Source organism: Streptomyces sp. NBC_01460 (genome assembly GCF_036227405.1).
Taxonomy (GTDB): domain Bacteria; phylum Actinomycetota; class Actinomycetes; order Streptomycetales; family Streptomycetaceae; genus Streptomyces.
This window is the reverse complement of the sequence record NZ_CP109473.1, coordinates 3,836,732-3,857,442: the sequence shown is the minus strand read 5'-3', so window position 1 is coordinate 3,857,442 and position 20,711 is coordinate 3,836,732. Positions and strand designations below refer to the sequence as shown.

The following is a 20,711-nucleotide window of genomic DNA, read 5'->3' as shown; positions in this document are numbered from 1 at the left end:
GTCGGCGGGCCGACCGGTCCCGCCGGAAGCCGAGGGTCAGCCCGTCAGCGAGGTGACCAGTCCCGCGGCCTCGTCCAGCACCGCCGTCTCGTGTGCGGTGAGCCCAGGGTCCGCGGCCCGCAGGGCGGTCGCGCGGGCGAGCGCCGCCGCGGGGACACCGCCGTCGTCGGCGAAGCGGGAGAGCAGCGTCGCCAGCAGGTCCCGCAGCTGATCACCCGCGGGGAACGAGGGGGCGAGGGCCACCTGGGCCAGGATCAGCGCGGTCATGGCCCGGTCCAGCGCCGGCGGCCCCTCGGAGGCCGTCATCCAGTCGATCACCATGGCGCCCTCCGGAGCCATGATCACGTTCTCCGGGTGCAGGTCCAGGTGCAGGATCCGGTCCGCGGGGTCCTGGGAGAGCCGCGGGGGGATCGCGTGCAGTTCCCGCAGGAGCCGGGCCAGCAGCTCCGCGCCGTCGTCCCCGGTCACCGTGCCCGCCAGCAGCGCCTCGGCCAGCGTCGGGCCGGTCAGCCGCTGCACCACGAGGTCGGTGGGGAGCGCGGCCTCGGCCGGTGGCCCGATGCGCGGGACCGGGAAGCCCGAGGCCGAGAGGTACGACATCACGGCCAGTTCGCCGGTGGTGTCGATGCCGTTGCGGTAGCGGCGCAGGACCCAGGAGTCGTCGAGTGCGTACACGTCGGCGGTGCGTCCCGAGCCCAGGAGTGGGCCTATATGCATGGGGGGAAACCTACCCGTGACCGTCCCGCCCGGGGGAGTCACCAGCGCATGTGGACGTCCTCGGCCCAGCCCAGGAGCTGTTCCACGGCGATCTCGCCACCGTGGTCCGTGCGGATCCGGCCGTTGTAGTGGCCGAAGCGCTGGTCGGTGCGGTTGGCGATCAGACCGACGTCGGTGTGCACGGCCCGGTTGTGGAACGGGGTGAACGTCAGATCGACCTGGCCCGACGAGGGCGTGCGGAGGGTCCACGGAGCCAGCGGCTCCGAGACGGACCACTGCCAGTCGAGCTCCTCACCGATCTTGGTGAGCCGGCCGTCCACACAGAGGCCGTTCTCGGTGGAGCCGGTGCCCTCCGTCCAGCGGCCGCCGAACTGGAGGCCGACGGTGTGCCCGTCCGTACGGCCCGACGCGGCGCCCCAGTTCCAGTCGACGGTGCGTGGCCAGCGGCCGCGGCCGTGGTCCAGGACGGCCCAGGTCTCGTTGCCCTCGCCGCCGAACGTCAGGATCTCCCTGCCGACGCGCACCCGGCCGGAGGCGGGGAGCGCGGTGTGCTTCGAGGTGTACTGGAAGCGCTGCTCGCTCCAGGGCACGACCACCGAGAGCGACTCGTGTCCTTCCGGCCGTGCCACCAGGAGGTCGACCTCCAGCGGCAGCCGTTCCGGGGTCAGGCAGCGGGCCCGTAGCCGCGTCCCGGCGTTCTCGTCGCGGATCTCGACACGGACCTTGCCGCCGGTCGGCCGCGCCGGGCCGACGACCACGTCCTCGGACCCCGGCGCCCCGGCGATGGTGTCCGGGAGACGGACGCCCCGGCCGGCGGGAACGATCGACGAGCACTCGAACTCGCGCCCGCCCGGGCCGAATTCCAGCACGTAGACCGTGTTCAGGGCCAGGAAGTCGAGGTCGCTCACGGTCAGGGCCACCAGGTGGGTGGGCGTGGTCACGCACCAGTGCTCCCACCGCTTCGTCCGGCCCCAGCCCCGCAGGTTGGCCCGGTGCAGCGGAGTCCGGGACCAGCCGACCGCCGCCGGATTCAGGCCCCCGTCGGGCAGGCAGAGGTCGACGGGCTCGGTGATCTCGTGCTCGTGCGTCGCCATGGCCGGAGCCTATAGCGGCACGGTGCGCTGCCCGGGTACGGCTCGGGGCGCGCCGGGTACGTCCACCCGGCCCCGGTGCGGACGGTCCTGGACCCCGTTGCCGGAGCACCCCATAACGCGGCGGTAGGGGGCGGACGGGAGCTCCTGCGGCGGGGAGCGCGCGGCTACGTTCTCGACTGTTCCGCCACCTGCGAGCCCCGCTCCCCCGGAGCTCGACACCCCCGAACGCAAGGAGAGTGACGTGGAGACAACCACGCTCCGCAGACGCGCGTACGCCGCGGGAACCGCCGTCGTGGCGGTGGGCGCGCTCGCCCTCGCCGGTCTGACCGGTGTCGCCTCGGCCGGACAGGCGGGCGGGGCCGCGCCCGCCGCCGACGGGCTCTCGCCCGGACTGATCGAGGCCATGGGGCGCGACCTAGGCCTCGACGCCGGCGAGGCCAGGGCCCGAATAGCGGACGAGTACCGGGCGGCTGCCGTGGCGGCGGCGCTGGAGAAGTCCCTCGGCGCGGACTTCGCCGGAGCCCGGCTGAGCGGTGGGACGGCCGTCCTCACCGTCGCCACCACCGACCGGGCCGACGTCGCCCGGATCACCGCCGCGGGAGCCCGCGCCGAGGTCGTCGGTCACCGCCTGGACCGCCTCGAAGCGGCCAAGGGGGCGCTGGACGCGGTGGCGCTGGAGAAGGCGCCGAAGGACGTGCCCTCCTGGTACGTGGACATCCGCACGAACCGCCTGGTGGTGAACGCCGCCCGTACGGGGGCGGCGGAGGGCTTCCTCGCCGCCGCGGGTGTCCCGCGTGACCTCGTGCGGGTCGTCCGCTCGGCCGAACAGCCCCGCGCCTACGCGGATCTGCGCGGTGGCGACGCGTACTACATGAACGGCTCGGGCCGGTGCTCGAGCGGTTTCCCGGTCAGGCGAGGCACGCAGAACGGCTTCGTCACCGCCGGCCACTGCGGCACGCCCGGCGTCACCACCACCGGCTTCGACCAGCGGGCCCAGGGGTCCTTCCAGGGCTCCACCTTCCCCGGCCGTGACTACGCCTGGGTCGCGACCAACGCGAACTGGACCCCGCGCGCCCTGGTGAACGGCTACGGCAACGGCGACGTGACCGTCACCGGATCGACCCAGGCCGTGGTGGGCTCCTCGGTCTGCCGCTCGGGCTCCACGACCGGATGGCACTGCGGGACGATCCAGCAGCACGGCAGCAGCGTCACCTACCCGGAGGGCACCATCTCCGGCGTGACCCGCACCAGCGTCTGCGCCGAACCCGGCGACTCCGGAGGCTCGTTCCTCTCCGGAAGCCAGGCGCAGGGCGTCACCTCCGGGGGCTCCGGGAACTGCTCCCAGGGCGGTACGACGTACTACCAGCCGGTCAACCCGGCGCTGGCCGCCTACGGACTGACCCTCGTCACCAGCGGTACGCCGACCGACCCGCCGACCGATCCCACCGACCCGCCGACCGAGCCGGGCGGCACCTGGGCGGCGGGCACGACGTACGCGACCGGCGCGGTGGTGACGTACGGCGGCGCGAGCTACCGCTGCCTCCAGGGGCATCAGGCGCAGGCGGGCTGGCAGCCGCCGAACGTGCCCGCGCTCTGGCAGCGGATCTGACACCGCGTCACACGGGGCGCTCACCGGTCCGGGCGCCCCGCTCCCGCACGCGCCCTGTCCCGGGGACTACTTGGCGTCCGAGTAGCGCTCGACGACGGCCGTGCTGAACGGGAAGCGCACCGGCGTCTCCCCGAACGCGACCCGTCCGGCGAGCTCCCCGGCCTCGCGGATCGCCGCCACCACGGCGGGTGCCTCGTCGGCGGGGCAGTGCACGATCACCTCGTCGTGCTGGAAGAACACCAGCTCGGCCCGCATCCCCTCGGCGGCGAGCGTCCGCCGCAGCGCCGCCAGGAGCAGCAGGGCCCAGTCCGCGGCACTCCCCTGGACCACGAAGTTGCGGGTGAAGCGTCCTCGCGCGCGGGCGTTCGACGAGGCGTAGCCCGGGGTGAAGCCGTAGGTCCCCTCGCTCTCCCCGGCCGGCGGTACCTCGCTCTCCTGGGGGATGCCCGCCTCCTCGTCCTCGCCCGCCCCGGCGGCGGGCGGGCTCGTGCGGCCCAGCCAGGTGCGGACGAGGCGGCCCTCCTCGCCGGCCCTCGCCGCGTCGTCGACGTAGGCCACGGCCTGGGGGAAGCGGCGCCGGAGGGCCGCCAGGTTCTTCAGGCCGTCGCCCGAGGTCTGGCCGTAGACCGCGCCCAGCAGCGCGATCTTGGCGTGGTCGCGGTCGCCGTGGAAGGCCCGGTCGGACAGGGCCTTGTAGAGGTCGCCCTCATGACCGGCCACCTCCATCAGCCCCCGGTCGCGGGAGATCGCGGCCAGCACGCGCGGCTCCATCTGGTCGGCGTCGGCCACGACCAGCCGCCAGCCGTCGTCGGCGACGACCGCCTGGCGTATCACCTTGGGGATCTGCAGGGCACCGCCGCCGTTGGTCGTCCAGCGCCCGCTGACCGTGCCGCCCGGCTGGTACTCGGGGCGGAAACGGCCCTCGCGCACCCAGTCCTGGAGCCAGCTCCAGCCGTGCGCCGTCCAGACGCGGTACAGCTTCTTGTAGCGGATCAGCGGCTCCACCGCCGGGTGGTCGATCTCCTCCAGCTCCCAGCGCCGGGTCGATCTCACCTTGATCCCGGCCTGCGCGAACGCCTTCACGACATCGGCCGGCAGGTCGGGGCGGACCCGCCTGCCGAACGCCGCCGAGACCTCGTCGGCGGCCTCGGCCAGCCTGCGGGGCTCGCCGCCGCCCGCGTACCGCTCGCCGAGCAGGCCGTTCAGCACCTCGCGGTGCACGTCGGCGCGCCAGGGGAGCCCGGCCGCGTTCATCTCGGCGGCGACCAGCGTGCCCGCCGACTCCGCCGCCGTGAGCAGCAGCATCCTGCCGGGGTGCTCCGTCCCCTCGTGGCGGCGCAGCTGCTCCGCGTAGACCTCCAGGAGCGCCTCGAAGGGCAGGTCGGTGCCGGAGCGGGGCTCGAAGAGGGAGGACTGGGAGCCGGGCTCCGCCGAGCGGGCCGGCGGATCGGGCGGGACCGGGGCGTCGCGCAGCCGGGCCCAGGCCGCAGCGGCGGAGCGGGGCTCCCCGAGCCGCCCCGCGTGGCCGAGCAGCAGCAGCTCGGCGCACTCGATGTCGTAGCACCGCTCGACCCGCACGCCCGCCGCGAGCAGCCGTGGGTAGATCCCGGCGGTCGACCGCCAGACCCAGCGGTGCACCTCGGGGCGGGAGCGGACGGACTCGACGAGGTCGGGCTCGGCCAGGACGGGGCCTGCGGGCAGACCGTCGCGCGTCAGTGGCACGAGGAGTGCGCCGCCCCCCTCCGCGGTGGCCAGAGCCCAACGTTCGGTCATGAAACGAGTCTTGCACCCGTCACTGACAGCGGCCCGGCTCGCCGGGCGGGAGCGCCCGACTGGCGCGAGGATCGGGGGTGCGGCGCGTGCTGCGCGCGACGAGGACGCGGAGGAGACGCAGGTGGAAGCGATCGTGTACGAGGAGTTCGGCGGTCCCGAGGTGCTGCGCCTGGCCAGGGTCGACGACGTCCACGCCGGTCCCGGGGAGATCCGGGTGGCGGTCAGGGCCGCGGGGGTCAATCCGGTCGACCACAAGATCCGCAACGGCTGGATGGAGGCGGCGTTCCCCACCCCGCTGCCCGCCACACCCGGCAGCGAGTTCGCCGGGGTCGTCGACGGGACGGGGGAGGGCGTCACGGAGTTCGCGGTCGGCGACGAGGTCCTGGGCCGGAGCACCACGGGGGCGTACGCGGAGTACGTGCTGGCCGACGTGGGCGCCGTCGCCCGCAAGCCGGAGGTCCTGGGCTGGGCGGAGGCCGCCGCGCTGCCGGTCGCCACGGCGACCGCCACCCGGGTGCTGGACGAACTCGGGGTGGCCGACGGCGAGACGCTCCTGGTGCACGGGGCGTCCGGCGCGGTCGGCTCCGCCGCGGTCCAGCTGGCCGTGGCCCGGGGCGCCACCGTCGTCGGGACCGCCTCACCGGCCAACCACGACTACCTGAGGGTGCTCGGCGCGATCCCCGTGGCGTACGGGGAGGGGCTGGTGGCCCGGGTCCGGGAGGCCGCGCCCCAGGGTGTGGACGCGGTGTTCGACGTCGCCGGCAAGGGCGCGCTGGCGGACTCGGTGGAGCTGCGCGGCGGGACACCCGACCGGATCTCCACCATCGCCGACCCGGACGCGGCCCGCTTCGGTGTGGCCTTCTCGTCGGGCGGCGGGTACGACCCCGACGAGAGCAGGCGGCTCGGCGCGTACGCGCAGGCGGCGGCGGTCGGCGGCCTGCGGATCCCGGTCGAACGGACCTTCGCGCTCGGTGAGGCGGCACGGGCCCAGGAGCTGAGCGAGGCCGGGCACGCGCGCGGCAAGCTCGTCCTGCTCCCCGGGGGCCACTGAGCGGCGGGCCGCCGCCTACCCTTGCCGCATGGAATCGGTGATCGACCGGGCGTGTGCCGCGGCCCTGTACTCGGACGGTGACGCGGGTCTGGACACCGGCGCCTCCCTCCTCGCCGCGGACCCCTCCGCCGACGACGAGCTGCACCGCCGGGGCGAGGAGTTCGTCCGGCGGGCCTGGGCGCGCGGCTGGCAGCCCGCCGACGTCGTACGGACCGTCCGGCGCGAGCTGGACGACTCCGGTGCCGCGCTCGTCTCCGCCCTGGTCGCGGCGGAGACGGCGGGATACGGGCAGCTCCCCCCGCGCTGGGCGGACCAGCTCGCCGCGATGCCCGCCCCGGCACCGCGCAACCGGCCCGACCGCTTCACCTACGCCTCCGCGCTCCTGGAGCTGTACCGGCTGCTGCTGCGGCTGCCGGTCATCGAGCCGGCCGGACCGCGGCCCGGCACGTCCCCCGCCGACGCTCCGGCGGGTCCGCCCGCGCACGGCGAGCCCCGCATGCTGACGAGGATCCGGGCCCTGCTCGCCAAGGCGGAGGCGACCGGCTTCCCGGAGGAGGCCGAGGCGCTCACCACCAAGGCGCAGGAGCTGATGGCCCGGCACAGCATCGACGAGGCGCTCCTCGCCGCCCGTACGCACAGCGCCGACGCGCCGGGCGCCCTGCGGATCGGGGTCGACGCGCCGTACGAGAGCGCGAAGGCGGTCCTGCTCGACGCGGTCGCGTCGGCGAACCGCTGCCGGGCCGTGTGGAACAGCGATCTCGGCTTCACCACGGTCGTCGGCTTCGAGCCGGACCTGGAGGCCGTGGAGCTGCTCTTCACCTCGCTGCTGGTGCAGGGCAACGCGGCGATGACGAAGGCGGAGGCCGGCCAGCGGGCCGGCGGACGCAAGCGGACCAAGACCTTCCGTCAGTCCTTCCTGATGGCGTACGCCCAGCGGCTGGGGAGCCGCCTGGCGGCGGACACCGCGCGGGTCACCGCCGCGGCCGGCTCCGAGGGCTCCGGCTCCGACGGCTCCGACCGTGGCCCCGGAGCCCTGCTGCCGGTCCTGGCCGCCCGGGACGTCGCCGTCACCGACACCGCGGAGCGGATGTTCCCCCGGACCACCACGACGCGGCTGCGCGGGGCGACGGACGTCGAGGGCTGGACGCACGGCACGGCGGCGGCCGACCGGGCCCGGATGGGCGGAGGAGAGCCGGAAATCCGCCGCTAGGTCAAGAGGAGTGGCATAAGTCGGGGTTGTCGGAGAATCCGGTTAGGCTCGGTCCATGAGCTGGCTCCGGGCGCTGAGGGAGACCGCCCGCTCGGGGCTGACGATCGAGCGGCGGCGTCTCGAACCGCTCATCGCGGTGCGCGGCGCCGCGGGCCTCGCGCTCGTGGTCGGGGTGAGCCTGGAGCTCTTCGGGCCGGCGATCGCCGCCGGGTCCGCCTTCGGGGCCTTCCAGGCGGCCATCGCCACCTTCCAGCGCAGCTGGCGCCCCCGGCCGGTGCTCGCCCTGGTCTCCGGTGCCAGCCTCGCCGTGTCGACGTTCGTCGGCTACCTCACCGTGTCCCACACCCTGCTGTTCCTGGCCCTGCTGGTCGTCTGGACGTTCGCCGCCGGGATGGCCTGGGCGACCGGCCCGACGGGCGGCATCATCGCCGGCTCCAACGTCGCGATCATGCTGGTCACGATCACCCTGCCGACCTCCGTGGCCGACGCCGCCGCGCACGCCGCGATGATGGCGTTGGGCGGGCTCGTCCAGGCGGCGCTGATCGTGCTGTTCCCGGTACGCCGATGGGGCGCCCAGCGCGACGCGCTCGCCGACGCCCTCGCCGGCGAGGCCGACTACGCCCGCAGGCTGCGCCACGACCCGGTCGCGCCCTTCGACCCCGTACCGCTGATGGCCGCGCGCAACGCCGCCGCCGTGACCCCCCGCCAGGCCCGGCGGCGCCCCGCCGACCTGCACGGCGCGCGCGGGGTCGCCGAGCGGCTGCGGCCGGTCCTCGCCTCCCTCGCCGATCCCGCCCTGGGGGTCCCGGCCGAGGGCCCGGAACGCTACTGGGCGCGGGAGATCCTCGGCGCCGCAGGCTCCCTGCTCGACTCCGCGGCCCGCGCCGTGCGCCACGGCGACCCCGTACGCCTGGACGAGACGGCGCTGTCGGTGCTGAAGTCCCCCGACACCGAGGTCATCCTGACCGGCCCGCCCCGCCGGGCCGCCGACCGGCTCGCCTCCCTGCTCGCCGACGTCATCGAGATCGCCGAGGGCACCGGTACGGACGACAGGACACCGGGCGAGCCGCTCGTCCCGCACCGCCGCCGGCCCACCCTGCTGAAACTGGTCCCGGTCATCTACCGCTCCATGCGCCGGGAGATGCGGCGCGGGTCGATGATCCTGCGGCACGCGGAGCGCGTGTCGGCGGTGGCGGCCTCGGGCTATCTCCTGGGGGCGGTGCTGCCGTTCGGGCACGGCTACTGGGCGCCGATGACCGCCGTGATGGTGATGCGCCCGGAGTTCACCCAGACCTATTCGCGCGCCGTGGCCCGCTTCATGGGCACGGTGCTCGGCGTCGCCGTCGCCACCGGGATCGTGCAGGCCGCCCACCCGAACGCGGAGTTCTCCGCCCTGCTCGCCGTGGTGTGCGCCGGCCTGATGTACCTCCTGATGCGGACGGGCTACGCGGTCAGCCAGGTCTGTGTCTCCGCCTACGTCGTCTTCCTGCTCGGCATGGCGGGCGACGACTGGTCGCAGACCGTCCCCGAGCGGGTCGTCCTGACCCTCATCGGCGGACTCCTCGCGATGGTGGCGTACGCCGTCTATCCCGCCTGGGAGACCCCGCGGCTGCGCGACCGGCTCGCCGGCTGGGTGATCACGGACGGGCGGTACGCCGCCACGGTCCTCGACCGGTACGCCGACCCCGCGTCCAGGAGCCTGGAGGAGGTGCGCACTGCCCTGCTCACCACCCGGGAGGCCCGAGTCGCCTGGCAGGAGGCGCTGGAGAGGGCCCGGCACGAGCCGGTCCGCCACCGGGGCATCGCCCGGACCTCCGCCGCGGACGCCCAGGACGCGCTCGCCCAGTTCGGCCGGGTCGCGATGCTGATGGAGGCGCATCTGCCCGCCGCGTCGGCCACGCCCGTGCCCGAGGCGGCCGGCCTGGCCGACGCGCTGCGCCGGGCCACCGAGGAGGGTGCGAAGGCGGTGCGGGAGCGCCGGGTCCCGGACTGGGAGCCGGTGAGACAGGCGCTGGCCCGGCGGGACGCCGACGAGGGGCCGCCGCCCGACTCCTTCGTACGCAACGGGGCCACGCTGCTGCTCCGGGCCCTGGAGGACTTCTCGCGGGCGCTGGAGATCAGCAGCGGGCGGGCCTGAGGAGGCGGGTCAGGCCTCGGGCGCCTCCGGCGGGCCCGTCGGCAGCTCGTCGGCCTCGGTCCTGGTCAGGGTGTCCTCGGGGCCGTCGTCCCAGGAGACGACGAGCTTCTCGCCGCCGTCGGAGTCGACGGCGCCCATGGTCCGCTCGGTGTTCCCGTCGAGGCACTTCAGCACGAGCATCGTCCCGCCCATGTCCTTCACCTCGCCCTGGCACACGTGCTGGCCGGCGACGAGCGCCGCCTTGCCCGAGGCGACCGACAGGACGACGGGCGAGCCGTCGGCCGTGCCCGCCCAGGTGCCCTCCAGTGCCGCGACGTCCGCGTGCTCCGGCGCGGCGTCCTCGCCGCCCGCGGCGGACGGGGTGCTCCGTCCGGGGCCCCGCCCGCCGTCCGGGGCCGCGGCGGGACCGTCACTTCCGCAGGCGGTCAGCGAGAAGGCGGCGGCGAGACCGGCTGCGAGAAGGGCGCCGGAGCGCGGAAGCCTGCCCATGTGGAGTTCCCCCGTGTGGATTCGCGGCCGAAAGTCCGCGCCAAGCTACCAGGAGCGAAGAGAACAACTCCGTGAAGTGGGAGCCAAATTGGCGTTCCGTTCGTCTCTTCCTCATAGAGGTGGGGGAAGGGTGAACGGGCGGGTGGGCGGATCAGGGGAAAACTGTAATCACGTGCGCACCGCCCGTGCACGTGCATCTGCTCATGCATTGGCATATGAACACAGCTATGATCCGAGCTAGTTGACACTTGCACCTTGCAACTCGGGGAGCGTCCTGTGCACCACGTGTACAACGGCATGGCGGCCACAGAGCTTCGCGGGGTCGTCTGGCAGAAGAGCAGACACAGCAACTCCCAGGGATCTTGCGTGGAGTTCGCGAAACTGCCCGGAGGGAATGTGGCCATGCGGAACTCGCGCCACCCCGACGGGCCCGCACTCGTCTATACGCCGGCCGAGATCGAGGCGCTGCTGCTGGGCGTCAAGGACGGGGAGTTCGACCACCTGGCCGCCGGCGCCTGACCGCGCGTCCGTCCGGCGGCCCGGGGCACACGTATGCCCGCAGGGCCCTTCGTGCGCGATGTGCGCCCCCTGTGCCCGGGGGGCGCCGACTACAGGCTGTCGGGAAATGCCTCGGCCGGGACGGGCTCGGGCACCGTGTGGTCGGTCAGCCGGAACAGCGCCCAGACCACCTTGCCGAACCCTCCGTCGGGTGACGGGCTCCCGGCCGGTACGGGCGAGGGGTGCCAGCCCCAGCAGTCGCTGAACGACTCCACCAGGAACAGGCCCCGGCCGGACTCGGCCGAATCGGGCGCCTCGCCCGCGACCGGACCCTTCTCGCTGGGATCGCGCACCGCGCACACCAGGCGCGAGGCCCAGCGCATCAGGTGCAGCCGCACGGTGGTGTCCTGGCGATCCCGCGCGGGATCGGCCGGCAGGGCGTGCCGCAGCGCGTTGGTGACCAGCTCGGACACGACCAGGGCGACGTCGTCGAAGTGGTCGCCCAGGTCCCAGGAGGCCAGTGTCGTACGGGTGAACCTCCGTGCCCCGCCCACCGCTTCGAACCGGGCCGGAAGCGTGCAGGTGGCCGAGCCCGCGACCGCCGAGGGGTCGACGGGTGGAGGCCCCTGCCGTAACGGCTCGAGCATCGTCGATCCATTCGTCCCCATGCGAGGCACTCCCGGGATTCGCGGCTGTAGCGGCACTGCTTCTAGCGGGCACTGCGGGTACAGCGGCACAACACGAACGAGCATGCAGGTGCGCGAGGACCATGGTTCCCAATGCGCAGGGCAGATGCAAGGGCAGATGCACGTGCACGCGGCGCGTTCTGCCCGTAGCGTGCCGGTTCGGACTCATTTCTTCCGCTTCACAGTTTTGGAGCTTTCGGAAAGTCTTGCCATTTCTGTAATCGAATGAGTACGGGCTGAAGCGTTTTGGTGGCAGAATCCGCCTCCGGGGTTCGGGGGAGCCCCGGAGTACGGGAAGCGATGGGGAGGGTCGGTAAGCCGGTGTCGGCAGGCGAGTCGAGTGGTTCTGTGGTGCGGCGCATCCTGCTGGGCTCACAGCTCAGGCGCCTGCGTGAGTCGCGCGGCATCACCCGTGAGGCGGCCGGCTACTCCATCCGCGCCTCCGAATCGAAGATCAGCCGCATGGAGTTGGGACGGGTGAGCTTCAAGGCCAGGGACGTCGAGGACCTGCTCACGCTGTACGGAGTCACGGACGAGGCGGAGCGGGACTCCCTCCTCGGTCTGGCCCGTGAGGCCAACGTGGCGGGCTGGTGGCACAGTTACGGCGATGTGCTGCCCGGCTGGTTCCAGACGTATATCGGTCTGGAGGGGGCGGCATCGCTCATCCGGATCTACGAAGTCCAGTTCGTGCACGGGCTGCTGCAGACCGAGGCGTACGCGCACGCGGTGGTGGCGCGCGGGATGCCGGGTGCGCCGCCGGCCGAGATCGACCGCAGGGTCGCGCTGAGGCTGGCGCGGCAGAAGGCGCTCGTCTCCGAACGCGCACCGCGCTTCCACGCGGTGCTCGACGAGGCCGCGCTGCGCCGTCCGTACGGCGGGCGGGACGTGATGCGCGCGCAGTTGCGGCACCTGATCGACATGTCGGAGCAGCCGAATATCACGCTCCAGGTGATGCCCTTCAGCTTCGGCGGGCACGCCGGTGAAAGCGGGGCGTTCACCATGCTGCGCTTCCCGGAATCCGATCTGTCGGACATCGTCTATCTGGAGCAGCTGACAAGTGCGCTCTATCTGGACAAGGCAGAAGAAGTCGCCCAGTACGAAAAGGCCATGATCCGGCTCCACGAGGACAGTCCGGGCCCCGAGGAGAGCCGGGATCTTCTTCGCGGACTCCTTCAACTGACCTGATTTCCACGTACGATGACTGACCGACAGGAGTCTGCGCCTGCAGTAAGGGATTGCATGTCCTTCCTCAATGAACTGGCCCACCAGTACATCGACGGCGAGTGGCTGACCGGCAACGGTGAGTGGGACATCATTGATTTCAATCCCTACAACGGCGAAAAACTCTGCTCCATCACCGTGGCCACCGCGGCGGAGGTCGACCGGGCCTATCGGGCGGCCGAACGCGCGCAGCGGGAATGGGAGGCCGTCGGCCCCTATGCGCGCAGGGGCGTCCTGGAGAACGCCGCACGGCTCGTCGGGGAACGCGCCGAGGAAATCGCCGAGCTGATCGTCGACGAGCTCGGCGGCACCCGGCCGAGGGCCGCGTACGAGGTGCGTGCCGCGCGGGAATTCCTGCGTGAGGCCGCCGGTCAGGCGACCCGCCCGATGGCCGGACTGCTTCCCTCGGTCACCGACGGCAAGGAGAACCGGGTCTACCGGCTGCCCGTCGGGGTCGTCGGGGTGATCAGTGCCTTCAACTTCCCCTTCCTGGTGACGGTGAAGACCGTCGCACCCGCGCTCGCGCTCGGGAACGCGGTCGTGGTGAAGCCCCATCAGAACGCGCCGATCGCCGGCGGGGGGCTGGTCGCCCGGATCTTCGAGGACGCGGGGCTGCCCGCCGGGCTCCTCAACGTCGTGGTCACCGACAGCGCCGAGATAGGTGACAGCTTCATCGAGCACCCTGTGCCCAAGGTGATCTCGTTCACCGGCTCGGACCGGGTCGGCCGTCATGTGGCCGCCGTCGCCGCCGGACTGTTCAAGCGGACCATCCTCGAACTGAGCGGCAACAGCGCCCTGGTCGTCCTGGAGGACGCCGACCTCGACCACGCCGTCCGGGCCGCGGTCTACAGCCGCTTCGTGTTCCAGGGGCAGGTCAGCATGGCCGCCAACCGCATCCTGGTGGACCGTTCCGTGGAGAGGGAGTTCACCGAGCGGTTCACGGCGGCGGTGTCCGCCCTCACCTCGGGGGATCCGCGGGACCCGGACACCCGCATCGGGCCGGTCATCAGCGCCCTTCAGGCCGAGGCGCTCACCGCGCTGGTCGACGGGGCGATCGAGGCCGGCGCCACCCCGCTCGTCCGGGGCCGCACGCGCGGCAACCTCGTCGAGCCGACCGTGCTGGCCGGACTGCCGGAGGGGTCACCGCTCCTGGAGCAGGAGATCTTCGGCCCCGTGGCGCTCCTGCTGCCGTTCGACGGGGAGGACGACGCCGTGCGCATCGTCAACGACAGCCCGTACGGGCTGAGCGGCGCCGTCCACACGGCGGACGCCGAGCGCGGTGTGCGGTTCGCCCGGCGGATCTCGGGCGGGATGTTCCACGTCAACGGCGCGACCGTGCAGGACGATCCGGCGGTCGCGTTCGGGGGCGAGAAGAGTTCCGGAATGGGACGGCTGAACGGCGAGGCCGCTGTGGAGGCCTTCACCACCCGGAAGTGGATCTCGGTGCAGCACGGGCGGACGGTCTTTCCCTTCTGATTCCGACGCGGTCCCGGAGGCGGCGAGCACCCGGGCCGCTCGGACGTCGGTCGCCGGGGTGGCCCTCGATCCGGGCGCCGAAGAGGCGGGCTACCCTGGTCAAAGTTGACTACAGAGGGTGGGTGCGATGTCGGCGATCCGTCTCCTGGTCCTGGGGGCCGTGCGACAGCACGGCCGTGCGCACGGCTACCAGGTGCGCAACGACCTGGAGTACTGGGGCGCCCACGAGTGGTCCAGCGCCAAGCCCGGGTCGATCTACCACGCGCTGAAGCAGATGGCGAAGCAAGGGCTGCTGCTCGCCCACGAGATCGCCCCGTCCACGGCCGGCGGCCCGCCCCGCACCGAGTACGAGATCACCGACCGGGGTACGGAGGAGTTCTTCGCCCTGCTGCGGTCCTCGCTGACCTCGTACGACCAGAGCGTGGACGTGCTCTCGGCCGGCATCGGCTTCATCGTCGATCTGGAGCGGGCCGAGGCGGTCTCGCTCCTGAGGGAGCGCGTCGCCGCCATCGAGGGGTGGAGGGCGGCGGTCACGGAGCACTACACCCCGTCCGAGGGCCCGGAGGTGCTCGGGCACATCGGCGAGATCATGAACATGTGGGTCCACTCCGCGGATGCCGGTGCCGAGTGGACCCGGGGTCTGATCGCCCGTGTCGAGGCGGGGGCGTACACCTTCGCGGGTGAGGGGGAGCCCTTCGTCGGAGTGCTCTCCGAGGGGCAGGAGAACCCTTACGCGACGGGCGTCCCCGACGCCGGGGATACGCGCTGATCAAGTTTGACTAATGAGGTCGGCGGGTTTACCTTCGGCCTGGTAGTCAAGTTTGACTACGCGAGTGGGAGGGGCTGGTGGGCACCGTGAGCGACGCGATCGTCGTCGAAGGAGTGCACAAGCGGTACGGAGGGAAGCGCGCCCTGAACGGCCTGGACCTCGCCGTCCGCGGCGGTTCGGTCCATGGGGTCCTCGGTCCGAACGGGGCGGGCAAGACCACCGCCGTGCGCGTGCTGACGACCCTGCTGCGGCACGACGAGGGCCGGGTGGAGGTGGCGGGGTTCGACGTGTGGTCCGAGCCCGCCGAGGTCAGGCGGCGGATCGGGCTGCTCGGGCAGCACGCGGCGGTGGACGAGGAGCTCGGCGGCCGGCAGAACCTGGAGATGTTCGGCCGCCTGTACCACCTGGGCGCACGCCGGGCGGGGCGGCGGGCCGACGAACTGCTGGAGCGGTTCGGGCTGGCCGACACCGGCCGCAAGGCGGTCAAGCAGTACAGCGGGGGCATGCGGCGCCGCCTCGACCTGGCCGCGTCGCTGATCACCGACCCGGAGGTGCTCTTCCTCGACGAGCCCACCACGGGGCTCGACCCGCGGGGCAGGGCCGAGGTGTGGGCCGCGGTCCGCTCCCTCGCGGTCGGCGGCACCACCGTGCTGCTGACCACGCAGTACCTGGAGGAGGCGGACCAGCTGGCCGACCGGATCTCGGTGATCGACGACGGCCGGGTCATCGCGGAGGGCACGGCCGACCGGCTCAAGGCGATGGTCGGCGGCGACCGCGTCGACGTGGTCGTCCGCGACGCGGACCGCCTGGGGGAAGCGGCCGGACTGCTGGGCGAAGGGGTCACCGTGGACGCGGACAGACGGCTGCTCCGCGCGCCCGCCCCGGACCGCATGGCGGCCCTGACCCGGACCGTACGGGCGCTGGAGGAGGCGGGCATCGAGGCGGAGGACATCGCGGTGCGCCGCCCGACGCTGGACGAGGTGTTCCTCTCGCTCACCGGGGGCGGGACCCCCGCACCCATCGACACGGAGGTGGCGGCATGAGTACGGCGACGGCGGGCCCGGGGCGCGTCGGCTGGGCGCTGACCGACTCCTGGACGATGACCCGGCGCGAACTGGCGCACTGGGCACGGCAGCCCGTCCAGGTGGTCGTCGGCCTGGTCTTCCCGGTGATGCTGCTCCTGATGTTCAACTACCTGGTGGGCGGCGGTTCCGGGGTCGACGGGGACAACACCGACTTCCTGGTGCCCGGCATGCTCGCGCTGACCATGGCCTTCGGCCTGGAGGGCACGATGCTGGCGGTCACCCAGGACCTGAACAAGGGCGTCATCGACCGGTTCCGTTCCATGCCGATGGCCTCGGGCGCGGTCCTGGCCGGGCGGAGTGCCGCCGACATGCTCCAGTCGGTGGCCGCGCTGGCCGTGATGACCGGAGTGGGGTACGCCCTCGGCTGGCGCTGGCACAAGGGCACGGCCGCGGCCCTGGCGGCGCTGGGGCTGCTCCTCCTGCTGCGGTTCGCGATGCTGTGGATCGGCATCCACCTCGCGATGGTGGCCGGCCGGCCCGAGATGGTGCAGGCCGTGCAGATCCTGGTCTGGCCGGTCGGCTTCCTCTCCAACGTCTTCGCCTCGCCGGAGTCGATGCCTGGATGGCTGGGCGCGGTGGTCGAGTGGAACCCGATGTCGGCCACGGCGACAGCGGTACGCGGCCTGTTCGGCAACCCGGGAGGAGCCTCGGGCTCCTGGGCCGCCGAACACGCCGGACTCCTCGCCGTGGCCTGGCCGGTGGCGCTGCTCGTCCTGTTCCTCCCCCTGGCCGTGAGGAGGTTCGCACGGATCGACCGATGACCACCGCCCCGCGGGGCCTCAGTGGTGGAAGGCCGTCTGGGCCTGCCGGTCCCGGTGCAACGGGTGCGCCTGCCCGCGCAGTTCGGGCAGCAGTCTGCGCAGGTCGTCCAGCAGCAGCTCCGCGAGGTCCGAGGAGAATCCGTTGCGGCACACGACGCGCAGCACCGAGAGGTCCTGGCGGTTGGCGGGGAAGGTGTACGCCGGCACCAGCCAGCCGCGCTCCCGGAGCCGCCTCGACACGTCGAACACGTCGTACGCCTTCACCTCAGGTTTCGTCGTCACGGCGAACACCGGGAGGTCGTCGCCCCGGGTCAGCAGTCTGAAGTCGTCCAGGGCCTCGAACTCTCCGGCGAGCCGCCCCGCGATGTCCCGGGACGTCTGCTGGACGGCCCGGTAGCCCTCCCGGCCCAGCCGCACGAACGTGTAGTACTGCGCCACCACCTGCGCGCCGGGCCGGGAGAAGTTCAGGGCGAAGGTCGGCATGTCACCGCCCAGGTAGTTCACCCGGAAGACCAGTTCCTCCGGCAGCTCGGCCGGCGAGCGCCACAGCGCCCACCCCACCCCCGGGTAGACCAGGCCGTACTTGTGCCCGGAGGTGTTGATCGAGGACACCCGGGGGAGCCGGAAGTCCCACACCAGGTCCGGGTCGAGGAACGGTGCGACCATCGCCCCCGAGGCCCCGTCGACATGGACCGGGATGTCGAGCCCGGTGCGCTCCTGGAGGTCGTCCAGAGCGGCACACAGCTCCGCGATCGGCTCGTAGGAACCGTCGAAGGTGGAGCCGAGGATCCCGACCACGCCGATGGTGTTCTCGTCGCACAGCTCGGCTGCCGCCTGCGGGTCCAGATGGAAGCGCTCCCCCTCCATGGGGACCTGGCGTGCCTCGACCTCCCAGAAGTTGCAGAACTTGTCCCAGCAGACCTGCACGTTGACGCCCATCACCAGATTGGGCCGGGCGGTCCCCGGGTACCGGTCGGCGTTCCTGGCCGCCCAGCGCCGCTTGAGCGCCAGCCCCGCCAGCATGCAGGCCTCGCTCGACCCCGTCGTCGAGCAGCCCACCGCGGTCGACGGGTCGGGGGCGTTCCAGAGGTCGGCGAGCATCGCCACACAGCGCCGTTCCAGCTCGGCGGTGCGCGGGTACTCGTCCTTGTCGATCATGTTCTTGTCCCGGCACTCGGCCATCAGCACACCGGCCTGGGGCTCCATCCAGGTGGTGACGAAGGTCGCGAGGTTGAGCCGGGAGTTCCCGTCGAGCATCAGCTCGTCGTGGACGAGCCGGTACGCGGTCGACGGGGGCAGCGGGCCGTCCGGGAGGACGTGCGTCGGCGGCGCCGCGATCATGGGGGCGGTCGGGTCGGCCTCCCCGAAGAACGGGTTGAGCGCCAGTCTGCGGTGCTCCTCGGACGGAGCGGGCTTGCCGTGAGAACCCTGGTGGAGTGGCATCGGCGGACGGTCCCCTCAGTCCTCGGCCGCGAGTCCGGCCTTGATGGCCCGGGTGAACTTCACGACGCGCTCGGCCTGGACGCGCGCGGCGGTCAGGGTCTGCTCGGCGACCGGGATGTCGCCCTGGCCCGAGACGTGGGAGGTGCCGTACGGATTGCCGTCGACGAACTTCGAGGGGTCCGTGTAGCCCGGAGGGACCAGGATGCCGCCGAAGTGGTGGATCGTGTTGTACAGCGCCAGCAGGGTCGACTCCTGACCCCCGTGGGCGGTGCTGCTCGCGGTGAAACCGCTGTAGACCTTGTCGGCGAGCTTCCCCGCCTGCCAGAGGCCTCCCAGTGTGTCGAGGAACTGCTTGAGCTGGGCCGTGACGTTGCCGTACCGGGTGGGCGTACCGAAGATCACCGCGTCCGCCCAGACCATGTCGTCCGGCGAGACCTCGGGGATGCCGGCGGTCGCCTTGGCGTGCTCGGCCCAGGCCGGATTGGAGTCGATGGCGGCCTGCGGGGCGAGCTCGGCGACCTTGCGCAGCCGCACGTGCGCACCGGCGTGCTCGGCGTCCCCGGCGATGGCCTTGGCGATCGTGGAGACGGTGCCGGTGGAGGAGTAGTAGACGACGGCGATGTTGACGGACGTGGGCATGCGGGAACCTCCGGTGGTGGGGAAAGGGGGTGTGCGGTCAGGACCTGCTGATCACGGCGGCCGTTCCGTAGGCGCACACCTCGGTGCCCACGTCGGCGGCCTCGCTGACGTCGAACCGCATCATCAGCACCGCGTTCGCGCCACGCGCCCTGGCCTGGTCGACGAGCCGCTCCATCGCCTGGTTGCGGGTCTCGACGAGGGTCTTGGTGAGCCCTTTCAGCTCGCCGCCGATCATCGACTTCAGGCCGGCGCCGATCTGGCTACCGAGGTGGCGGGAGCGGACCGTGAGTCCGAACACCTCGCCGATGACCTGCGTCACCTGGTGGCCGGGAACGTCGTTCGTGGTGACGACCAGGACGTCCGCCTGGGGTGTCTGTCCGCCACCGAAGTCCTCAATGCCCATGATGTGGCACCTCCTGCGGACAGCTTTCCCCTGGTCCGGGCCGTGCGCATCCGCGCGTACGCCGGTGGAACCCTGGCGTCCTCCCCGGCGTTGATAGCTTGGGACGGCCACGCAGCCGCCGCACATCGACCCACCCTGGAGCCCGGACCCTTGAATACGCTTGCGCTCGGCCCGAGCTGGCTGGACCCGGATTACCTGCTCAACACCTTCGGGCTCCCCGGCCTCCTGCTCATCGTGTTCGCCGAGTCGGGGCTGCTCATCGGCTTCTTCCTCCCCGGTGACTCCCTGCTGTTCACCACGGGCCTCCTGGTCACGACCGGCGACCTGAAGTACCCCCTGTGGCTCGTCTGCCTCCTGGTCGCGCTGGCGGCGATCATCGGCGACCAGGTCGGCTATCTCTTCGGACGCAAGGTGGGCCCGTCCCTCTTCAAGCGCCCGGACTCCCGGCTCTTCAAGCAGGAGAACGTCGAGAAGGCGCACGAGTTCTTCGAGAAGTACGGCCCGAAGTCGCTGGTGCTGGCCCGCTTCGTGCCCGTCGTCCGGACCTTCACGCCGATCATCGCCGGTGTGAGCCGGATGGACTACCGCTCGTTCATCACGTTCAACATCATCGGCGGCGTGCTCTGGGGCGTCGGGGTGACGCTGCTGGGCGCGGCCCTCGGCAACGTCGCGTTCGTGCACGAGAACATCGAGATGATCCTCATCCTGATCGTGCTGATCTCCGTGGTGCCGATCCTGATCGAGTTCCTGCGGGCGCGCGGCAAGTCGAAGAAGGAAGGCACCGCACAGCGGGGCGACGGCCAGGACCCCTCCGACGGAGGCCCGGGCGAGGGCCCGTACGGCGGAGCGGGCGACGGCGGCCAGGGCCCCGCGGCCCACCGGTACGCCGACGACCAGCCCGCCCCGTACGACGGCGGCGGCCGGTACGAGGGCCAGGCGGGTCAGTACGGCCAGGCGGGTCAGTACGACCAGGGCGCCCAGTACGGCGGCGGCCAGTACGGCAACGGCCAGGGCGGTCAGCAGTACGGCGGCCAGGCGGGCCAGTATGGCGCGCCCCAGGGCGGCGGCCAGTACGGCGCGCCCCAGGGCGGCGGCCAGTACGGCGCGCCCCAGGGCGGCGGCCAGTACGGCAACGGCCAGGGCGGTCAGCAGTACGGCGGCCAGGGGCAGTACGGCGCCGATCAGGGCGGCCAGTACGCCGGTGGCCAGTACGCCGGTGGCCAGTACGGCGACGGTCAGTACGACCAGGGCGGCCAGTACGGCGGCGGCCAGTACGACCAGGGCGGCCAGTACGGCGCGCCCCAGGCCGGTCAGCAGTACAACAGCGGCCCGGCCGGCCAGCAGTACGGACAGGGCGCGCCGTACGGACAGGCCGGTCAGTACGGACAGGCCGGTCAGTACGACCAGGGCGGTCAGTACGGCAGCGGCCAGGGCGCTCCGTACCAGGCCGGACACGACGGCCGGTACGGCGCCGCCCGGCCCGGTCCGTACGCCGACGGTGGCCGCGGCCACCAGGGCGACGGTTCCGCGCCCGGCCACGGTGAGGACCAGGACGGCGAGCCGGGTCAGTACGGGTGGCAGAACAGGCGCTGAGCCTTCCCGCGTACGCACGACGGCGCCCGGTCCCCCGAGGGACCGGGCGCCGTCGTC

At 72.6% G+C, this 20,711-nt stretch carries 19 protein-coding genes; 11 read left to right on the top strand and 8 right to left on the bottom strand.

The window, feature by feature from the left end:
• Window positions 1-36: 36 nt before the first annotated feature.
• Together OG488_RS17120 and OG488_RS17115 are read right to left on the bottom strand one after the other, a co-directional pair.
• Window positions 37-717, bottom strand: coding sequence for a phosphotransferase (locus OG488_RS17120; protein ID WP_329230216.1), 681 nt, complete (start codon window positions 715-717; stop codon window positions 37-39).
• Between the two features lie 38 nt (window positions 718-755).
• The gene (locus OG488_RS17115; protein ID WP_329230214.1) at window positions 756-1,811 is read right to left on the bottom strand and encodes a DUF2804 domain-containing protein; all 1,056 of its coding nucleotides are present in this window, start codon (window positions 1,809-1,811) and stop codon (window positions 756-758) included.
• A gap of 241 nt (window positions 1,812-2,052) precedes the next feature.
• Between OG488_RS17115 and OG488_RS17110 the strand changes: the two genes are divergently transcribed.
• A complete protein-coding gene (locus OG488_RS17110; RefSeq protein ID WP_329230212.1) occupies window positions 2,053-3,420 on the top strand; it encodes a carbohydrate-binding protein in 1,368 nt (455 codons plus the stop codon).
• Window positions 3,421-3,486: 66 nt separating this feature from the next.
• Here the strand turns inward: OG488_RS17110 and OG488_RS17105 are convergent, their stop codons facing one another.
• Complete coding sequence (locus OG488_RS17105) at window positions 3,487-5,193, bottom strand: bifunctional 3'-5' exonuclease/DNA polymerase (RefSeq protein ID WP_329230210.1); 1,707 nt, start codon at window positions 5,191-5,193, stop codon at window positions 3,487-3,489.
• A 121-nt stretch (window positions 5,194-5,314) separates the two neighbouring features.
• Here OG488_RS17105 and OG488_RS17100 point away from each other — a divergent pair, with 121 nt between their 5' ends.
• The 3 genes from OG488_RS17100 to OG488_RS17090 are packed head-to-tail and all read left to right on the top strand — an operon-like array spanning window position 5,315 to window position 9,591.
• Window positions 5,315-6,244, top strand: a complete 930-nt coding sequence (locus tag OG488_RS17100; RefSeq protein WP_329238749.1) for an NADP-dependent oxidoreductase — start codon at window positions 5,315-5,317, stop codon at window positions 6,242-6,244.
• Window positions 6,245-6,272: 28 nt separating this feature from the next.
• Window positions 6,273-7,454, top strand: coding sequence for a DUF2786 domain-containing protein (locus tag OG488_RS17095; RefSeq protein WP_329230209.1), 1,182 nt, complete (start codon window positions 6,273-6,275; stop codon window positions 7,452-7,454).
• Between the two features lie 55 nt (window positions 7,455-7,509).
• Window positions 7,510-9,591, top strand: a complete 2,082-nt coding sequence (locus OG488_RS17090) for an FUSC family protein (RefSeq protein WP_329230207.1) — start codon at window positions 7,510-7,512, stop codon at window positions 9,589-9,591.
• Window positions 9,592-9,600: 9 nt separating this feature from the next.
• Here the strand turns inward: OG488_RS17090 and OG488_RS17085 are convergent, their stop codons facing one another.
• Complete coding sequence (locus OG488_RS17085; protein WP_329230206.1) at window positions 9,601-10,080, bottom strand: hypothetical protein; 480 nt, start codon at window positions 10,078-10,080, stop codon at window positions 9,601-9,603.
• Window positions 10,081-10,356: 276 nt separating this feature from the next.
• Between OG488_RS17085 and OG488_RS17080 the strand changes: the two genes are divergently transcribed.
• The gene (locus OG488_RS17080) at window positions 10,357-10,599 is read left to right on the top strand and encodes a DUF397 domain-containing protein (RefSeq protein WP_099173559.1); all 243 of its coding nucleotides are present in this window, start codon (window positions 10,357-10,359) and stop codon (window positions 10,597-10,599) included.
• An 89-nt stretch (window positions 10,600-10,688) separates the two neighbouring features.
• Here OG488_RS17080 and OG488_RS17075 read toward each other — a convergent pair whose 3' ends face one another.
• Window positions 10,689-11,225: an ATP-binding protein gene (locus OG488_RS17075; RefSeq protein WP_329238746.1), complete on the bottom strand. Its 537-nt coding sequence runs from the start codon at window positions 11,223-11,225 to the stop codon at window positions 10,689-10,691.
• A 339-nt stretch (window positions 11,226-11,564) separates the two neighbouring features.
• Between OG488_RS17075 and OG488_RS17070 the strand changes: the two genes are divergently transcribed.
• The 5 genes from OG488_RS17070 (at window position 11,565) to OG488_RS17050 (ending at window position 16,576) form a co-directional block, all read left to right on the top strand.
• The gene (locus OG488_RS17070; RefSeq protein ID WP_329230204.1) at window positions 11,565-12,449 is read left to right on the top strand and encodes a helix-turn-helix domain-containing protein; all 885 of its coding nucleotides are present in this window, start codon (window positions 11,565-11,567) and stop codon (window positions 12,447-12,449) included.
• Between the two features lie 54 nt (window positions 12,450-12,503).
• On the top strand, window positions 12,504-13,961 hold the full coding sequence (locus OG488_RS17065) for an aldehyde dehydrogenase family protein (RefSeq protein ID WP_329230202.1): 1,458 nt from the start codon (window positions 12,504-12,506) through the stop codon (window positions 13,959-13,961).
• A 127-nt stretch (window positions 13,962-14,088) separates the two neighbouring features.
• Window positions 14,089-14,730, top strand: coding sequence for a PadR family transcriptional regulator (locus OG488_RS17060; protein ID WP_329230200.1), 642 nt, complete (start codon window positions 14,089-14,091; stop codon window positions 14,728-14,730).
• Between the two features lie 86 nt (window positions 14,731-14,816).
• The gene (locus OG488_RS17055; RefSeq protein WP_329230198.1) at window positions 14,817-15,773 is read left to right on the top strand and encodes an ATP-binding cassette domain-containing protein; all 957 of its coding nucleotides are present in this window, start codon (window positions 14,817-14,819) and stop codon (window positions 15,771-15,773) included.
• Entirely contained in the window at window positions 15,770-16,576 is an 807-nt protein-coding gene (locus tag OG488_RS17050; protein WP_329230196.1) for an ABC transporter permease, read from the top strand. The genes OG488_RS17055 and OG488_RS17050 overlap by 4 nt, the downstream gene beginning before the upstream one ends.
• Before the next feature lie 18 nt (window positions 16,577-16,594).
• Here OG488_RS17050 and OG488_RS17045 read toward each other — a convergent pair whose 3' ends face one another.
• The 3 genes from OG488_RS17045 to OG488_RS17035 are packed head-to-tail and all read right to left on the bottom strand — an operon-like array spanning window position 16,595 to window position 19,061.
• Window positions 16,595-18,019, bottom strand: a complete 1,425-nt coding sequence (locus OG488_RS17045; protein ID WP_329230194.1) for a glutamate decarboxylase — start codon at window positions 18,017-18,019, stop codon at window positions 16,595-16,597.
• Between the two features lie 15 nt (window positions 18,020-18,034).
• Complete coding sequence (gene wrbA / locus OG488_RS17040) at window positions 18,035-18,658, bottom strand: NAD(P)H:quinone oxidoreductase (RefSeq protein WP_329230192.1); 624 nt, start codon at window positions 18,656-18,658, stop codon at window positions 18,035-18,037.
• 37 nt (window positions 18,659-18,695) lie between these two features.
• Window positions 18,696-19,061: a YbjQ family protein gene (locus OG488_RS17035; protein WP_329230190.1), complete on the bottom strand. Its 366-nt coding sequence runs from the start codon at window positions 19,059-19,061 to the stop codon at window positions 18,696-18,698.
• Window positions 19,062-19,211: 150 nt separating this feature from the next.
• On the opposite strand from OG488_RS17035, the gene OG488_RS17030 reads away from it, so the two are divergent.
• The gene (locus OG488_RS17030) at window positions 19,212-20,654 is read left to right on the top strand and encodes a DedA family protein (protein WP_329230188.1); all 1,443 of its coding nucleotides are present in this window, start codon (window positions 19,212-19,214) and stop codon (window positions 20,652-20,654) included.
• Window positions 20,655-20,711: the final 57 nt, after the last annotated feature.